Below are 17,103 nucleotides of genomic sequence, written 5' to 3'. Positions count from 1 at the left end.
GTCAAACATACGGGCACCGCGCCCGGAAACGGGAAAGGACGCAAGATGCTGAACGCTCAGATTGCTGAACGCCGGAATACCTCGATCGCGCAGGGCGTGGGGATGCAAACGCAAGTCTATGTGGACCGTGCCGTGAATTCCGAGGTCTGGGATGTCGAAGGCAAACGCTATATTGATTTCGCCGCAGGCATCGCCGTTGTGAACACCGGGCATTGCCACCCCAAGGTGATGGAGGCTGTTCAGAAACAGGCCGCGAACTTCACCCATACCTGCCATCAGGTTCTGCCTTATGAGAGCTACATCCGCCTGGCCGAGCGCCTGAACGAGAAGGTGCCCGGCGACTTCACCAAGAAAACCGTCTTTGTCACTACAGGTGCCGAGGCGGTCGAGAATGCCGTCAAGATCGCGCGTGCTGCCACTGGCCGCCCGGCTGTAGTGGCCTTTGGCGGCGCTTTTCACGGCCGCACCTTCATGGGCATGTCGCTGACCGGCAAGGTTCAGCCCTATAAAGCGGGCTTCGGCGCGATGATGCCCGATACCTATCACGTCCCGTTCCCGATCGATCTGCATGGCACCTCGACCGAAGATTCGCTGGGTGCTTTGACTAAACTGTTCAAGGCCGATCTTGATCCGGGCCGGGTGGCCGCGATCATCATCGAACCGGTTCAGGGCGAAGGTGGCTTCTACCCCGCTCCGGCTGAGTTGATGCGTGGTCTGCGCGCGCTTTGCGACGAACATGGCATCGTTCTGATTGCCGATGAGGTACAGACCGGCTTTGCCCGCACCGGCAACCTGTTCGCGATGGACGCTTATGACGTCTCTGCTGATATCACCACCATGGCCAAAGGTCTGGCCGGTGGTCTGCCGCTGGCTGCCGTCACCGGTCGTGCCGAGCTGATGGACGCCGCGCACCCGGGTGGTTTGGGCGGAACCTATGGCGGCAACCCGCTGGGGATCGCCGCCGCCCATGCTGTGATGGATGTGATCGAGGAAGAAGACCTGTGCACGCGCGCCAATGAGCTGGGCTCGCGCTTGAAACAGCGTCTGGAATCGATCCGTTCCCGCACGCCCGAGATTGTAGATATTCGTGGTCCGGGCCTTATGGTTGCGGCCGAGTTCAACACGACCGACGGCAGCGCCCCGAATCCCGATATGGCAAACGCCATACGGGTCGAGGCATTGAAGCGTGGATTGATCCTGCTGACATGTGGCGTATATGGGAACGTAATTCGTTTCCTCGCGCCGTTGACGGTGCAGGACGAAATCTTCGCCGAGGCCATGGATATCCTCGAAGCCTCGATCGACGCTGCCAAAGGAGCCTGAACATGCTGGATACCAAAGTGACCAAGCTGGAGCTGAAAGATCCCAGCCTTCTGGAACCCCGCGCCTATATCAACGGTGAATGGGTCGAAGGTGAGGCAACGTTCCCTGTCTACAACCCCGCGACTGGTGATCTGATCGCCAATGTGACAGATGTCAGCATTGAAGGCACAACACAGACCATCGATGCAGCTTACGCTGCGAAGAAGGAATGGGCTGCTCAGACTGGCAAGGAACGCGCCGCCATTCTGCGCAAATGGTTCGACCTGATGGTCGAAAACGCAGACGATCTGGCAACCATCCTGACCGCCGAGATGGGTAAACCCTGGCCCGAGGCGCGCGGTGAAATCCTATATGGCGCGTCCTTTATCGAGTGGTTCTCGGAAGAGGCCAAGCGTGTATACGGCGACGTCATCCCCGGCCACCAGCGCGACAAGCGCATCGTGGTGCTGAAGCAGCCCGTGGGCGTAGTGGGATCAATCACGCCTTGGAATTTCCCGAACGCGATGATCGCGCGAAAAGTTGGCCCGGCGCTGGCCGTGGGCTGTACCTTTGTGGCGCGCCCAGCGACGCTGACGCCGCTGTCGGCGACGGCGATGGCGGTTTTGGGTGAACGTGCGGGTATACCGGCGGGCGTGTTCAACGTGATCCCGGGCACCGACAGCTCAGGCGTCGGTAATGAGCTTTGCACCAATGACAAGGTCGCCAAGATCACCTTCACCGGCTCGACCCGTGTAGGACAGATCCTGATGCGTCAGGCGGCGGGCACCATCAAGAAGATGTCGCTGGAACTGGGCGGTAACGCACCATTCATCGTCTTTGACGATGCCGACGTGGATGCCGCCGTGGATGGCGCGATGATCGCGAAGTTCCGCAACAATGGCCAGACCTGCGTCTGTGCCAACCGCATCTATGTGCAGGCGGGCGTCTATGACGAGTTTGCTGCCAAGCTGGCCGAGAAGACAAAATCTTTGAATGTCGGCGACGGCTTTGGCGACGGCATCACCACAGGTCCCCTGATCAATCAGGCGGCGGTCGACAAAGTTGAAGAACATATCTCGGACGCGGTTTCCAAAGGGGCGACTGTAACGCTGGGCGGCAAACGCTCGGATCTGGGTGGGACATTCTTTGAGCCCACCGTTCTGACTGGCGTAACCCGCGACATGGTTGTGGCAAAGGACGAAACCTTCGGCCCCGTCGCTCCGCTGTTCAAATTCGAGGAAGAAGACGACGTCGTCAGCATGGCCAATGACAGCGAGTTCGGCCTGGCCTCGTATTTCTACAGCCGCGATCTGGCGCGCGTCTGGCGTGTGGCCGAGGCGCTGGAATCGGGCATGGTGGGCATCAACACTGGCCTGATCTCGACCGAAGTCGCCCCGTTCGGCGGTGTCAAACAATCCGGTCTAGGCCGTGAGGGTTCGAAATACGGGATCGAGGATTTCCTTGAGATGAAGTATCTCTGCATGGGTGAAATTCAGTAAGCGCCTCGTGCCTCGAAAATTCAACGCACTCGCAGTCCGCTGCGGGTGCGTTTTTCGTTTCAAACCGATGCGTGCCCGCGCAGACGGAACACCAACGGCATCATCACCAAGACCAGAGCCGCCGAGAAAAAAAACGGTGCGCCGGGCATATAAGTGCCTTCGCCATCGACCGACGCCTGAAAGATGCCGGTCATCACCAAAGGCGACAGAACCGCAGCGACAGAAGACAGTGACGCGATGACTCCCTGCACCACGCCCTGCCGGTCTTCGTCCGCCTGGTTCGAGGCCATAGCCGTGATCAAGGCGGGCACGAGGTCGGACAGCGCGGCAAGCAGAATAAAGATGACAAGTGCCGTAACCGTTACGGTAAACCCAAAGCCGATCATTCCGACCAATGCCGATACCATCCCCAGCAGCAGGGTTCGGTAATCGCCGATCCAGCGAATGAAGACCGGCATCAGTCCGGCTTGGACGAAGGCCAACAGCACGCCGTATGCGGCCAGCGACAGGCCGATATACAGCGTGGACCAGCCAAACACCTCTCGTATCCAGAAGGCCCAGAGGGTGGGGTAGACCATGTTGGCAAATTCAAAGATGAAAATGCACAGCAGCGGCACTGCCAGCCCCGGAAAGCGGAAGGAGTCAAAGATCGATTTGAACGGGTTCAGGTCGCGCTTGCCAAAGGGGCGGCGTTTTTCTGGTTTCAGGCTCTCGGGCAGGACGAAGACTCCGAACAGGGCGTTGGCGGCGGACAAGACCGCAGCAATCCAGAACGGCGCAGTAATGCTGATCCCGGCAGCGATGCCGCCGATGGCCGGGCCAAGCACAAACCCAATCCCGAAGGCCGCCCCGATCAGACCGAAATTCGCCGCCTTCTCGGTCGGTGATGATATGTCAGCAATGTAAGCCGTTGCGGTGATATAGGTCGCCCCCGCAAGCCCCGCGAGCGTTCGCCCCAGAAGAAGCAGCCAGAATGTTTCGACCAGCGCCATGATCACATAATCCAGCGCCAACATGGTCAGCGCTGCGATCAGGATCGGCCTGCGGCCAACCGCATCCGAAATGCTGCCGACAATGGGTCCGCACAGGAACAGCGCCCCGGCATAGGCGGCCATCAGCAGCCCACCCCAAAAAGCTCCTTGTCCGGTGTTGCCCGCACCGACGCGATCCATCAGGTCGGGCATGATCGGGAACACGATGCCGATACCGATGGCATCAATCATCAGTGTGATCAGAATGAAGGTTATTGCGCGGCTTTTGAACATACCGCCCTATCGGACGAGTACGCTGTTAAAGCAAGAGAAAAGGGCTGCGTGGTACAATTGTCCAACAGCCCTTTTGCAGTTCGCCTTTATTGGCCTAGTGCCACGCCTTCGCGGCGCGGATCAGCCGCTCCGATCAGCTGGCCATCCTTGATCAGGACGGCGTGAAGCCCACTGTTAAGATCGACCTGTTTGACCTCATGACCTTTGGCGGTCAGAGCATCTGCGAATTCGGCAGCGGATGTTCCCTGCTCAAGATCCATCGCAGACCCGTTGCGATGCACGAAATGCCCGGTTTCGATGGCATCCTGCGGGTCCATTTCCCAATCCAGGATCGCAATGATCGTTTTGGCCACATAGTTGATAATGCGGCTACCGCCGGGCGAGCCGATCAGCAGATAGGGCTCACCATCCTTCATCACGATAGTTGGTGACATCGAACTGCGCGGGCGTTTGCCACCCTCAACGCGGTTGGCCACCAGACGGTCGCCATCCTTTGGTGCGCGGTCGAAATCGGTGAGTTCGTTGTTCAGCAGGAAACCCCGCACAAAAACCCGGCTGCCAAAGGCGGTCTCAATAGTGGTCGTCATCGACAGCGCGTTGCCGTACTGATCTCGGATCACGATATGGCTGGTGCCGGGACGACCCGGGTTTTGCGAGGGCGCGAACAGGGCGGTGTGATCACGTGGCGGCTCACCTGCCTGACGCTTCTCGCTGGCTGCAGCAGGGTCGATCATCTCCGAGCGCAGCTTTAGATAGTCCGCGTCCAGCAGACCCTTGACCGGTACATCGATAAAATCGCCGTCGGCCATGTAAAGCGCGCGGTCGGCATAGGCCAGCTTGGCGGCCTCGGCATAGAGATGCGCCATCTCGGCGTTCCACCCAGTGCCTTCGAGGTCGAAGTTGCTGAGTATCCCCAGAATCTGCCCGACGGTCAGGCCGCCGGAGGTTGGCGGACCCATTCCGCAGACATCGTAGCCGCGATAATCGGCGCAGACGGCGGGGCGGATTTTGACGCGGTAGTCGGCCAGATCCTCAAGCGTAATATTGTTTTCCACCTTGGATGTGGCATCCACTGCCGCCACGATATCTTCGGCGATGGGGCCGCTATAGAAGGCGCCTGCGCCCTGATCGGCCAGAATGCGCAGGGTTTCGGCAAACTCGGGGTTCCGTAGTAAGGTTCCAGCCTGCAGCGGCGTGTCATCTTCGTTGAAGAAATACGCTTTGCCCGCCGGGAACACACCGACTGAGCGCTCACGTTCAATCGTGCTTTGGATCGAGTTTGCCATGCGGGGCGAAACCTCAAACCCCTGCTCGGCCTGATCGATGGTAGACTGGAACAGCGAGGCCCAGTCTTTCTTGCCATAGAGGTTATGGGTCACTTCCATCAGGCGCAGAATGCCCGGAACGCCAACAGATTGTCCGCCTACAACAGCTTCGGGCCACGGCATCTTTTCCCCGTCCGGCAACAGGAACCGTTCAGGCGTGGCTTTCGCGGGGGCCTTTTCGCGCGCATCAATGGTGGTCAGAGTTTTAGCCGACGCGTCCCAATACAGCATGAACGCACCACCGCCGATGCCCGATGATTGCGGTTCAACCAGATTGAGCATCAGCTGCACGGCAATCATCGCATCTGCGGCTGTGCCACCTGCGGCCAGCACATCATATCCGGCTTTGGCAGCAATGGGATTGGCGGCCGAGACCATGAACTCGGTGCCAGTCACCGAGTTTTTGTCCTCCCAACCATAGCCATATTCCGGCGCAGGGTCCTGCGCATTGGCCGCGCAAGCGACAACACCCAACGCCAGAACGGCGCCGGTTTTCATGAATGTCTTCATCATAGAAATCTCCCGGTAAGGATCTGCGAGATTGGCTACTGAGTAACAAACTTCAAATGGCAGATTCTCAGCTTAAATCCGATCGATTTACCGCACAACATATACTGACGTGTGCGAATGCCTCACGACCCGCGCCGCATTCGGACCAAGCAAATAGTCCTTCAAGTCAGGCTTATGCGCGCCGATCACGATCAAGTCCGAGCCCGCGCCTTCCGCGGTTTTGAGGATCTCCTGATAGGCGCTGCCAGTTGCCACCACATGACGGACCTTGGCGTTGCGCTCTTCCCCCAGCGTGGCGGCGCAGAGGGCGACCAGCTTTTCATGAGCCTCTTCAATCACGTTTTCGTGGTGGTGGGGCTCGAAAAAACTGCTGACGAAACCTTCGCCATAGTCGGGTGTCACGGTCACGACATCCAGCCGCGCGCCATCCATTTCGGCCAGCGCTGCGGCGCGTTCAAGGACAGCAACATCAAGATCGCCATTGCTGATATCCACGGCGCACAGAATTGCTTGGGTCATGCGGGTTCTCCCTGTTTTGCGGCACGGCCACGCTGGAGGAAGGCGACAAGACCCAACAGGATCAGCGCCGGGATAAAGATCAGCTCTTTCGCGGGCTGGCTTTGCGGGGCCTGAATGCTGGTGATGCGAACGGCATCGTCAGCATAATAGTCGAACATATCCAGCTCATCCGCGACCGGTGTACCGAACATCGGCTCGTCGAGCTTGACCAGACCATCCTCTTCCAGCGTCATCAGGCCCAGAGCGTCAACGCGTGCTGTACCGTCGGCTCCTTCCGGAATGTCCAGAACAACGGTGGTTTCGGTCATATTGCCAGTGTCAAAGTCCGGACCTGCGACCTCAATCCGCATGGTGCTGCCGGGTGCGGCCTCACCCACGGCCTGTGTCAGCTGTGCCGGTTCGATCTGCGCAAAGGGCGGTGCGATGCGGTTCATGAAGAAATCCGGACGGAACAGCGCAAAGGCGATCAGAATCAGCGCCACGCTTTCATAGATGCGGTTCTTGGTCAGGAACCAGCCCATGGTGCCGGCAGTGAAGATCAGGATCGCGATGGTCGCAGAGACGGCCACCAAGATGCCCTGTACCCAGCCCACATCGATCAGCAACAGGTCAGTGTTGAAGATGAACACGAAAGGCAGTGCCACGGTGCGCAAGCTGTAGAAGAAGGCGGTGAAACCAGTCTTAATCGCATCCCCGCCCGAGACGGCGGCGGCGGCAAAGCTCGCCAGACCAACTGGCGGCGTCACATCAGCCATGATGCCGAAGTAGAACACAAACAGATGCACCGCGATCAGCGGCACGATCAAGCCGTCCTGCGCACCCAGTTCGACAACGACACCCGCCATCAGCGAGCTGACGACGATGTAGTTCGCCGTGGTCGGCAGGCCCATTCCGAGGATCAGGCTGAGAAGACCGACCAGCGCCAGCATGGCGATCAGGTTGCCACCCGACAGGAACTCGACCAGGTCAGCCATCACCTGACCCACTCCGGTCAGCGTTACGGTGCCCACGATCACACCCGCGGTGGCGGTCGCCAGCGCGATACCAATCATGTTGCGCGCGCCGTCGATCAGACCATTCCACAGATCAACAACACCGGCCTTGAAGGCATTTGCAGTGTCGCTTTCACCCCGGAAAATAGATTTGAGCGGCTTTTGAGTCAGCAGGATCACGAACAACAGCGAAGTCGCCCAGAAGGCTGATAGGCCCGGTGATTTCTGTTCGATCATCAGGAAGTAGACCAGCACGATGATCGGTAGCAGGTAATGCAGACCGGCCTTGTAGATTTCGGCAATTACCGGCAGTTCAACCTCTTTGGCATTAGGATCGTCAGGCACCAAGTCCTCTACTCCGGAAGCCAGCCAAAGCAGGATCAGATAGGCCAAAACGATCAGCGCCGACAGGACCAGACCCGACGCATCGGGCATGAGCGCGACAATCGCTTTGATCGGGTACTGGATGCCATAGCACAGCCCGGCAAAGCCCACGAAGAACAGCGCCATGCCGCCAATCGTACGACCCATCGAAACAACGCGGTCGCCCAGTGTCGGCATGTTCCGCTTCACCGCTTCAAGGTGTACAATGTAGACGAGCGCGATGTAAGAAATCGCAGCGGGCAGGAAGGCGTGGGTGATCACCTCAACGTATGAGATGCCTACATATTCCACCATCAGGAAGGCAGCAGCGCCCATCACCGGTGGCATGATCTGGCCGTTCACGGATGAAGCGACCTCAACCGAGCCCGCTTGTTCGCTGGAAAAGCCCACACGCTTCATCAGTGGGATAGTGAAGGTGCCGGTCGTGACAACGTTCGCAATGGACGAGCCCGAGATCAGGCCGGTCGCCGCAGAACCAACAACAGCCGCTTTGGCCGGGCCACCGCGCAGGTGCCCCAGCGCGCCAAAGGCCATCTTGATAAAGTAGTTGCCCGCGCCCGCCTTATCGAGCAGCGCGCCGAACAGCACGAAGAGGAAGACGAACTTGGTTGAAACGCCCAGCGCGATGCCAAAGACGCCTTCGGACGTGATCCACATATGGCTCATCGCCTTTTGCAGGCTGGCGCCTTTCCATCGGATCACCTCGGGCACCCACTCGGAGGAACCGAAGAATACGTAGGCCAGAAAGATCGTGGCGATGATCGCCATTGCCGGGCCAAGCGCGCGACGCGCCGCCTCGAACAACAACAGCAGGCCAACAAGAGCAAACCACTTGTCCGTATCGTCTGCGAGACCGCCCGCATCGACGATCTTTTGGTAGAAGAAATAGCCATAGAGGGCCAGAAATGCGCCCACGATCCCCATGATCCAATCCTGAATCGGGATGTAGTTCCGCGGGCTGGATTTCAGTGCCGGATAGGCCGAAAAGGCCAGGAACATCGCAAAGGCCAGATGAATCTGGCGTGAGTTGTTCACTACACTGCCCGGCAGCAGATAATTCGATAGGGGAGAGGCCAGAACGACCTGAAACACCGACCACAAAACCGCAACGATCGCCAGAAACAGCCCGACATTTCCCGCCGGATCACGCGCGCCTGCATCTGATGAGGCAACCAGTTCCTGAAGCTCTTCTTCGGAAAGAGGGCGATTGCCCTGTGTGTCGGAACTCATGTTGGTATCTCCCTGTCCTTCGGCCTTGGTTTTTACGGCCGTCTTGTCTCCGGTTTAGCCCGGATATGAATCGGGGCGCCCCGAAAGGCGCCCCGTGTCAGGTCTGGTTACTGAATCCAGCCTTTTTCTTTGTAGTACTTCTCAGCGCCCGGATGCAGCGGTGCCGACAGGCCATCCGCAATCATTTCTTCCGGTTTCAGGTTGGCAAATGCCGGGTGCAGCTTTTTGAAGTCATCGAAATTCTCGAAGACCGAGCTGACAACCGCGTAAACCGCGTCTTCCGACACATCTGCCGAAGTCACGAAGGTCGCGCCCACACCAAAGGTCGATGTGTCACCATCCGAACCGCGGTACATGCCACCGGGGATGGTTGCGGTACGGTAGAACGAGTTGTCGCCCACCAGCTTGTCAACCGCGTCACCACTGACATTCACCAGAACCGAGTCGCACGCGGTGGTGGCTTCCTGGATCGAACCCGAGGGGTGACCAACGGTGTAAACCATCGCGTCGATCTGGTTGTCGCACAGGGCAGCCGACTGTTCAGCCGCCTTCAGCTCGGTCGCCAGTTCGAAATCGTCTGTGGTCCAACCCATTTCGCCCAGCAGCACTTCCATGGTGCCGCGCTGACCGGAACCGGGGTTGCCGATGTTGACGCGCTTGCCCTTCAGGTCTTCGAAATTCGAGATACCCGCGTCGGCACGCGCCACAACCGTGAACGGCTCTGGGTGTACCGAGAACACGGCACGCAGGTTCTCAAACGGGCCGGCTTCTTCGAATTTCGAGCTGCCGTTGAATGCGTGGTACTGCCAGTCCGACTGTGCCACCCCAAACTCAAGCTCGCCTTCGCGAATGGTGTTGATGTTGTAAACCGACCCCCCAGTCGACTCCACCGAACACCGGACCCCGTGCTCTTTCCGGCCCTTGTTGACCAGACGGCAGATCGCGCCACCCGTCGGGTAATAGACACCCGTAACGCCGCCAGTTCCGATCGTGATAAATTCTTCAGCATATGCCGCTGGTGCCATCAGGGCCGCCGCGGCAAATGCGGTGATTGAGGTTTTCTTGAACACTTTGACACTCCTGTTGTCAGTCTTTTTTGATCTGTGGGGTGCCTGAAACCTTTCAGAACACAACAGAAAAAATCGCACTGGAATCAGGCCCCCCGATGATAAAGAGGAAAGCGAAACCAAACAGCAGGTGTCTATACGGTAGATTACGTATAGGCTTGGATTCAGATATAGGGGAAAGAGGGTAACTGATCACATTCTGTGACTGTGATACCGACCCGTGCAGAAGGTCGTTTGGACAAGAATTGAACTACGCAGGGCAACAAGAAATACGCCAGGACCACACTGAGCCAGCCCGCAGGCGAAGATCGCTGCGCGCCACGCTTGCGCTGTGTTTGGGTGGGCTGCAGTTCATCGCCATCCTTTCGGTGATCCTGTCGACCTTTGTCAGCTCGGAGAACGCGCTGTTGCGGCAATCCCGAACATCGCTGAACGAAGTCAGTGTCAATGTCATCGGCCAAGTCAAAAGTTTTCTGAACCCCGCCCGGCAGGCCTTGGATGCAACTCGGCGACTTGCTGAAAATGACGTACTGGATATCAGCGATCCTGGCGTATTGGAAAGCCATTTTTTTCAGCAGCTACAGGTCGCGCCTCAACTCGCAGGGATGTATCTGGCCGATGCGACGGGCAGGTTTGTCTATGTCATGCGCGCGGAAGAGCCCGGACGTTATCGCACCAAGTTCGTTCCGCCATTCCTGCCCGGCACCGCGGAACATCCCGCCGATTTCCAATGGCGCAACGATCAGTTCACATTGCTGGAAACGGCCACTACCCAGACTGACACCTATGAAGCGCGCACCCGGCCCTGGTTCAGAATGGTGACCGAAGCCAAAGCACCGATCTGGACAGAGCCTTATATCTTCTTCACCACGCGCCAGCCGGGGATCACTTATAGTGTCCCCATATTGGACGATACCGGAGCTATCCGTGCCATTTTGGGTGTCGATATCCAGATCGACGCCCTGTCGGGGTTCCTGCTGGACATCTGGTCGGAACGACGCGGTGCCGCGCTGGTTCTGAACGAAAATGGCGCGGTGCTGGCGCATCCAACGCTGGTGCTGATCCGGCAGGAAGCACATATGGAAGCGCCCGAGCTGACGCGTGTGGACCAAATCGCAGACCCCATCGCGCAAAAGGCGTTCGGAGATGTCGTGCAAACCGGTCTGAGCGACACGGAAGGACCGGTTCATACCGATTTCCAGCTGAACGGTCAGGACTATGTGGCGATGCTTATCGAGGTGTCCGAGCCGGGGCTGCGTTGGTTGATCGGGCTTTATGCGGCCGAGGACAACTTTATTGGCGAGATCAAGAAGAACCGGACGCAAGGCGTCTGGATCGCGCTTGCCATTGCCATTCTGACGGGCGCAATTGGTTTGGCCATGGCCGACCGGATCTATGCCCCTGTGCGCACCTTTGCCAGCCAGAGCCAGCAATTGCGCAGCGGAGAGATCACCACCGAAGAAGGCCTGCACAGCCCCTATCGCGAGCTGGAAGATACCGGTGCGGCTCTGACACAGGAAGTTCGACAACGGCAACGGTTCGAAACCGCCTATGGCCGCACCTTCGATCTGGCCTCGCGCGGGATGGCGCAGATCTCGCCCGAAACGGGGCGGTTTCTGCGGACCAACGAACAGCTGTGCGATATCATGGGATATCAGCCGGATGAATTGGAGAGGATGACGCTGGCCGACATCCTGCCGGAAGACGAACAGCAGATCGCGGTCAAGTTCCGCGAAACCCTGCTGCAGGATTCCGAGTTCATCGCCGAGAACCAGTTTATCCGAAAAGACGGATCCCCCATCTGGTTGCGGGTCAATGCCATCCTCATCCGCGATGAAAGCGGGACCCCTGATCATGCGGTTGCCATTATCGACAACGTCAGCGATCGAAAGCAGGCCGAGGATGAAGTAAGCCGCCTCAGCCGCGATTTGTCCCATGTGGCACGGGTCAACCTGATGGGCGAGATGGCCTCGGGGCTGGCGCATGAGCTGAACCAACCGCTAAGCGCGATTTCCTATAATGTCGACGCCGCGAAGATCACGCTGGATGAAATCGGCGATCCCGATCCTGAGGTTATAGAAATCCTTTCGGATATCGACCGCCAGTCGCGCCGTGCGGGCGACATCATCCGCGCCCTGCGTGATGTGGTGCGTAAGGATCGCGGACGTCAGACTCCGTTTGAACTGAACGGGTTGATCCGGCAAACCGTCAGCCTGATGGACGCCGAGGCGAAGTTACACGAGATCAAGCTGCTTTATGAAGAAACCGACCTTCCTCTTGTCATCGGAAACCGGACGCAGATCGCTCAGGTTCTGGTTAACCTGTTGCGCAACGCGATCGACGCCTTGGCCCTGGATCCGGATGGCAAGGGTAAAATCACCATCACTACAAAGACTAGCGATGAACTGGTCGAGGTGCGGGTTGAGGATAACGGGCCCGGGATTAGCGATGGTGTCACCTTGTTCAACTCGTTTGACACCCAGAAGACCGACGGGATGGGGCTGGGCCTGTCCATTTGTCGGACCATCGTCAAAGCCAATGACGGAGCCATTTGGTACGAGCCTACTGAGACGTCCGGGGCGCGCTTCTGTTTCACCCTGCAGCGCCGCGATCAGCCCAAGGAGGATCACGCATGACCTTTGAGCCGCTGGTCGTTTATATCGTCGATGACGATGAAGATGTGCGCGTCGCCTTATCTCGGTCGCTCAGCAAACGCGGACTAAGGGTCGAGCATTTTGCCGATGCGCAGACATTTCTGAATCAGGTGCATGAGGATGCAAAAGGTTGCCTGATCCTGGACTATGGCATGCCCGGGATGGACGGGCTGGAATTGCAGGAACATCTGAACCGGCGCGAGTCGACCATACCGGTCATTTTCATCTCGGGTCATGGCGGCATTCCGGAATCCGTGCGGGCCACCAAGGCGGGTGCAATTGATTTTCTGGAAAAACCCTTTGACCTGCAGGTGCTGATCGAACGGATACAGGCCGCGTTTGAAATAGGCGACCGTCTGCGCGCCGAGAAATCGCGACGTCAGATGCTTGCGGACAAGCGCAGACTTTTGACCGACCGCGAGGAGCAGGTCTTGCAACATATTCTGACCCACCCCGCGCGCACGTCGAGCAAAGAGATCGCAACTGCCTTGGGTATCAGCCCCCGCACAGTAGAAATTCATCGCGGGCGCATACAGCAAAAGGTCGGCGTGAAAACCACGATAGAGCTGTATGAACTGTTCGGGCAGATGCAATGATCGCAAGCCTGATGATGTATGCCCGCCCTCAGCTTGATGAGGCACATCTGCGATACTGGAACCTCATCCGTGACAATCTGAACCGCGCCGGGATCGAGAGCCCTGAGCATCTGTCGCAGGACGCCGAGGAATTCTCGGTCTGGCAGCACCCGGAACTGGTGCTGAGCCAGACTTGCGGCATGCCGTACCGGACATGGCTACACGATAAGGTCGCGTTGGTTGGCACGCCAGACTATGGTCTCGACGGGTGCCCGCCCGGCTATTACCGCAGTGCTCTGGTCGTGCGCGCCGATGATCCACGCACAAATCTGATGGCGTTTCGGGAAGCGGTGTTCGCTTACAACCAGACATTTTCGCAATCTGGCTACGCCGCGCCTTATTGGCATCTTGAGCCGCATGGCTTTTGGTTCAAACACCGTGTGCAAACCGAAGGTCACCTGAAGTCGGCGCAGTCCGTTGCGGAAGGTCACGCAGATATCGCCGCCCTTGATGCGGTTTCTTGGCGATTGATGGCTGAGTATGAAGAGTTTGCCGCATCTCTGCGGGTGTTAGAGTGGACGGACCCGACGCCTAGCCTGCCATTGATCACTGCGGAGGGTAACGATCAGCAAGCGATTTTTACAGCGGTTGAACGGGCGATTGCGCAGTTGGATGATGCGGATCGTACTGCCTTGGGGATCAAAGGTCTCGTGAGGATTCCGGCCGAACGTTATCTGGACGTGCAGAACCCGCCGGGATCGGTTTAGTCGTCTTGTGTGCCGGTGTCGCCGACGACAGCCGATAGCACATAATGGCTTTGGTCGCCCTTAATCAGAATCGGTGGGCCGGGTTGTTTAAGCTGCGGAACGACGCTTTCAACGCCGAGACCGCGCGTTAGGTCTGTCGCGCGACTTCCTCCGTGACCGGCTCAGCCTTTCCCTCGATCATGTCCTCTTCGACCGGCTCTTCAAGTGACTCTTCAGCACTTTCTTCAGGTTCCTCTGCCTCTTCAGCCTCTGATTGATCCTCAAGCGCGCCAACGATCAGAGGCAGCATGTGCACACCCGTCGCACTAGCAATCTCGGGCGTCTGAGGCGTCTGCCAACTGAGCGTATCGAAGCTGCCGCAGTTCTGGCACACCGGTCCCCATTCAGGCTGAATGTCGTGGCAATTGGTGCAGACCCATTGCGGCCCGCGCGGTGCGTTCAGCGCCTTGGCCAGCCAACCCTGAACCACCGCGTCCGAGGCGCCCTCGCCCCGTTCAATCGCAGCCATCAGCGTGTAGGCCCGTGCATCCCCCTGCTTTTCGACAACATCACCCAGCGCGCGTCGCGCTTCGGGGAAGTCTTCGGCTACGATGTTCAGCTCGGCCAAAATCAGGCGTGTTTCCATATTCTCTGAATGAATGCGGGTCAAAGCGGTGAACCGCTTGATCCGCTGTTCAGGTGTTTCGTCTGGCACAATCTCGGCAAAGGCATGGGCCAGATCGGGGTGAGGCTGTACTTCCCACGCCTTTTTCAGAATCTTGGTGGCTGCACGCGGTTTGCCCTTTTCGATATAGGCGCGCGCGGCCATGGCGGCTGCTGGGACAAGATCGGGTGAAAGGCGGTTTGCCTCAATCGCATGTTCCTGCTGTTCGACCGTCGCCGTGTCGTCCAGCAGCACTTTGGCCTCGGACAAAGCCAGGACTGCGTCGCGCCGTTTGAACACGTCGCGCGGCAAATACCCGGCCTTCAGCTTCGAGGTCAACGTGGACCGCGCACCGGCCCAATCCTGCGCTTTGGTCTGCAGGTTCAACAGCACATCCTGCGTTTCTTCATGCCGGGGTTTGAGGGCCAGAGCCTTCTCGGCCAGCTTGCGCGCGGTTTCATCATCGCCTTCGGCCAGCTTTTGCTTCATGATCCCGCGCACACCGACAAATCGCGTGGCGTTGTTGGTGACCAGCTTCTTGTAAGTCTCGGACGCTTTCTTGGTATCACCGGTCATCTCGGCTGCCTGCGCCACCAGCAAATTGGTCAGTTCCGGATTGTTGAGCAGCTTCTCGGCCTTATTGGCCTTGGTCATCGCCACGCGCCCCTCACCCGAGGCCAGCGCCATCAACCCGTCCGCCAGCGCCTGATATCCTCGCTTTTCCCGACTGCGATCGAAATAACGTGAAAGGGCGGTTTCATCACCGTTTAGGAATTTCAGCGTGGCGATCAGCAGCGTAAGCAGCTTGAAGAACAACCAGACCGCAAACACCAGCACGCCCAGCGCGATCACTGATTGCAGCGGGCCCAGTGTGTATTCGGTGCCTGCGACGGTGATCTGCACGCCGCCGGATGATTCCATCAAGAACCCGGCACCCATGGCCAGCAGGCCGATAATCGCAACAAAAACAAGGATCTTTAACAATGACCACAGCATGGCAGGTCCTTCAGTTCGAGTTCAGGCTTGAAGCAAGCGTGTTTGCGGCCTCGACGGCTGAGACCCGCGTCTGCGCCGCCTGCGCCCAATCCGCCAATGCGGTTTGTGCCGCTTCGGGCAGGGATTTCAATTCGGTCAGCGCCTTTGAGACATCACCATCCGCCAACGCCGCCTGAGCACGCGACAAGACCGCGTCCGGATCGTCGCCCTCTTGCGGGGTCACCGACCGCGCGCCTGTCTGGCGCTGCAAGAAAGCAACCAAGCCGGTGCCTTTATCGGCATCACGGGCATCCGCCAGTGCGGCGCGGGCTGCGGGGGCAAACGAGCTGCGCAGCGCCGAAAGCGTCTCAACTCCGTCCTTCGAAGATGCAGCCAAAGCATCGGGTACATCGACACCACCGGCTTTCAGTTCAGAGACCAAATCTTCATAGGGTTGACCGGCATCCAATTGACCATGCAAACGCGACAGGATGGCAGCGTTGGTCGCCGCGCGCGCTTCGGCCGAAGCTTTAGCCTCTAAAGCCTGCGCGTCTGAGACCATCTTTTCCACTTCGCTACGCTGAGCGGCCAGAGAATCCTGTAGTTTCTTCAATTCTGCCTCGAACGCGGCTGTGGCCTCGGGCGAGACATTTGCTTCAAGCGGCTGTTTCTCAAGCGCGGTCAGGCGTTCCTCAAGCGGGTCGACCTTGCCGGTCAGGCCATCAACACTGCTCTTCACGGCAGTCAGATCGCTTTCGACCGGAGCAAGCTTATCCGACAACGCCTTGATCTGATCTGACAAGCCCGAGACATCGGGGCCTTCAGCAAGAGTTTTTGTCAGTTGGGCAATCTGATCGGATTGTTCCGCCAGCTTCGACTCGAGCGCGGAAATTGCGTCCGAGCTATCTGCTCCTTGAGACAATAACCCGCTGTTGCCTGCAGCAAATCCGAGGCCTGCAGCAATAACCCCGCCCAACAAAGCCGGAACAAACCCACCGCGTTTTTCGACTGTGCGTTCGATCAGCTTTTCTTCGGTCGGCTCGGCCCTGTTCAGGGCTTCGGCTTCGGCTTCGGCTTCGGCTTCGGCTTCGGCTTCGGCTTCGGCTTCGGCTTCGGCTTCGGCTTCGGCTTCGGCTTCGGCTTCGGCTTCGGCTTCGGCTTCGGCTTCGGCTTCGGCTTCGGCTTCGGCTTCGGCTTCGGCTTCGGCTTCGGCTTCGGCTTCGGAAGTCAATTCGTCCGCAGCGTTATCCGCGTCAACGGATTTCTCATCCGACACTGCATCACTTTCGGTCTCGGCGGCTTCTACCACCTCTTCGACGCTGGGGTCTTCGACCGGTTCCTGATCGGGTTTCTTCTTATCAGCCACCGCGTTAATCCCCTTATCGATTCCCAAAAC

At 58.5% G+C, this 17,103-nt stretch carries 12 protein-coding genes; 5 read left to right on the top strand and 7 right to left on the bottom strand.

Annotation, left to right across the window (positions count from 1 at the left end; translation table 11 throughout):
* The first annotated feature begins 45 nt into the window (after window positions 1-45).
* Both I5192_RS16780 and I5192_RS16775 read left to right on the top strand, forming a co-directional pair.
* On the top strand, window positions 46-1,323 hold the full coding sequence (locus I5192_RS16780; protein ID WP_223117341.1) for a 4-aminobutyrate--2-oxoglutarate transaminase: 1,278 nt from the start codon (window positions 46-48) through the stop codon (window positions 1,321-1,323).
* A gap of 2 nt (window positions 1,324-1,325) precedes the next feature.
* Window positions 1,326-2,801 carry an NAD-dependent succinate-semialdehyde dehydrogenase gene (locus tag I5192_RS16775; RefSeq protein WP_170609187.1) on the top strand — a complete coding sequence of 492 codons (1,476 nt, stop codon included), beginning with the start codon at window positions 1,326-1,328 and terminating at the stop codon, window positions 2,799-2,801.
* Between the two features lie 59 nt (window positions 2,802-2,860).
* Here the strand turns inward: I5192_RS16775 and I5192_RS16770 are convergent, their stop codons facing one another.
* From I5192_RS16770 to I5192_RS16750, 5 genes are all read right to left on the bottom strand, one after another.
* The gene (locus I5192_RS16770) at window positions 2,861-4,066 is read right to left on the bottom strand and encodes an MFS transporter (protein ID WP_223117340.1); all 1,206 of its coding nucleotides are present in this window, start codon (window positions 4,064-4,066) and stop codon (window positions 2,861-2,863) included.
* Between the two features lie 86 nt (window positions 4,067-4,152).
* On the bottom strand, window positions 4,153-5,904 hold the full coding sequence (ggt, locus tag I5192_RS16765; protein ID WP_223117339.1) for a gamma-glutamyltransferase: 1,752 nt from the start codon (window positions 5,902-5,904) through the stop codon (window positions 4,153-4,155).
* Window positions 5,905-5,988: 84 nt separating this feature from the next.
* Window positions 5,989-6,420, bottom strand: a complete 432-nt coding sequence (locus I5192_RS16760) for a universal stress protein (RefSeq protein WP_223117338.1) — start codon at window positions 6,418-6,420, stop codon at window positions 5,989-5,991.
* Window positions 6,417-9,026: a TRAP transporter permease gene (locus I5192_RS16755; RefSeq protein ID WP_170397940.1), complete on the bottom strand. Its 2,610-nt coding sequence runs from the start codon at window positions 9,024-9,026 to the stop codon at window positions 6,417-6,419. Before I5192_RS16755 ends, I5192_RS16760 begins: the two co-directional genes overlap by 4 nt.
* Window positions 9,027-9,133: 107 nt before the next feature.
* On the bottom strand, window positions 9,134-10,096 hold the full coding sequence (locus I5192_RS16750; RefSeq protein ID WP_170397937.1) for a TAXI family TRAP transporter solute-binding subunit: 963 nt from the start codon (window positions 10,094-10,096) through the stop codon (window positions 9,134-9,136).
* A 242-nt stretch (window positions 10,097-10,338) separates the two neighbouring features.
* On the opposite strand from I5192_RS16750, the gene I5192_RS16745 reads away from it, so the two are divergent.
* The 3 genes from I5192_RS16745 to I5192_RS16735 are packed head-to-tail and all read left to right on the top strand — an operon-like array spanning window position 10,339 to window position 14,089.
* Window positions 10,339-12,729, top strand: coding sequence for an ATP-binding protein (locus I5192_RS16745; RefSeq protein WP_170397935.1), 2,391 nt, complete (start codon window positions 10,339-10,341; stop codon window positions 12,727-12,729).
* Window positions 12,726-13,343 carry a response regulator transcription factor gene (locus tag I5192_RS16740; RefSeq protein ID WP_170397932.1) on the top strand — a complete coding sequence of 206 codons (618 nt, stop codon included), beginning with the start codon at window positions 12,726-12,728 and terminating at the stop codon, window positions 13,341-13,343. Before I5192_RS16745 ends, I5192_RS16740 begins: the two co-directional genes overlap by 4 nt.
* A complete protein-coding gene (locus I5192_RS16735) occupies window positions 13,340-14,089 on the top strand; it encodes a phosphate/phosphite/phosphonate ABC transporter substrate-binding protein (RefSeq protein ID WP_170636615.1) in 750 nt (249 codons plus the stop codon). The genes I5192_RS16740 and I5192_RS16735 overlap by 4 nt, the downstream gene beginning before the upstream one ends.
* Window positions 14,090-14,216: 127 nt before the next feature.
* On the opposite strand, the gene I5192_RS16730 is transcribed toward I5192_RS16735, so the two are convergent.
* Window positions 14,217-15,728, bottom strand: coding sequence for a heme biosynthesis protein HemY (locus tag I5192_RS16730; RefSeq protein WP_170513508.1), 1,512 nt, complete (start codon window positions 15,726-15,728; stop codon window positions 14,217-14,219).
* 10 nt (window positions 15,729-15,738) lie between these two features.
* Window positions 15,739-17,073, bottom strand: coding sequence for a COG4223 family protein (locus I5192_RS16725; RefSeq protein ID WP_223117337.1), 1,335 nt, complete (start codon window positions 17,071-17,073; stop codon window positions 15,739-15,741).
* Window positions 17,074-17,103: the final 30 nt, after the last annotated feature.

The sequence above is a fragment of the Ruegeria sp. SCSIO 43209 genome (assembly GCF_019904295.1).
In the GTDB taxonomy this organism is placed as follows: domain Bacteria; phylum Pseudomonadota; class Alphaproteobacteria; order Rhodobacterales; family Rhodobacteraceae; genus Ruegeria.
The sequence above is the reverse complement of the archived record's forward strand: the minus strand, read 5'-3'. Positions and strand labels throughout refer to the sequence as shown.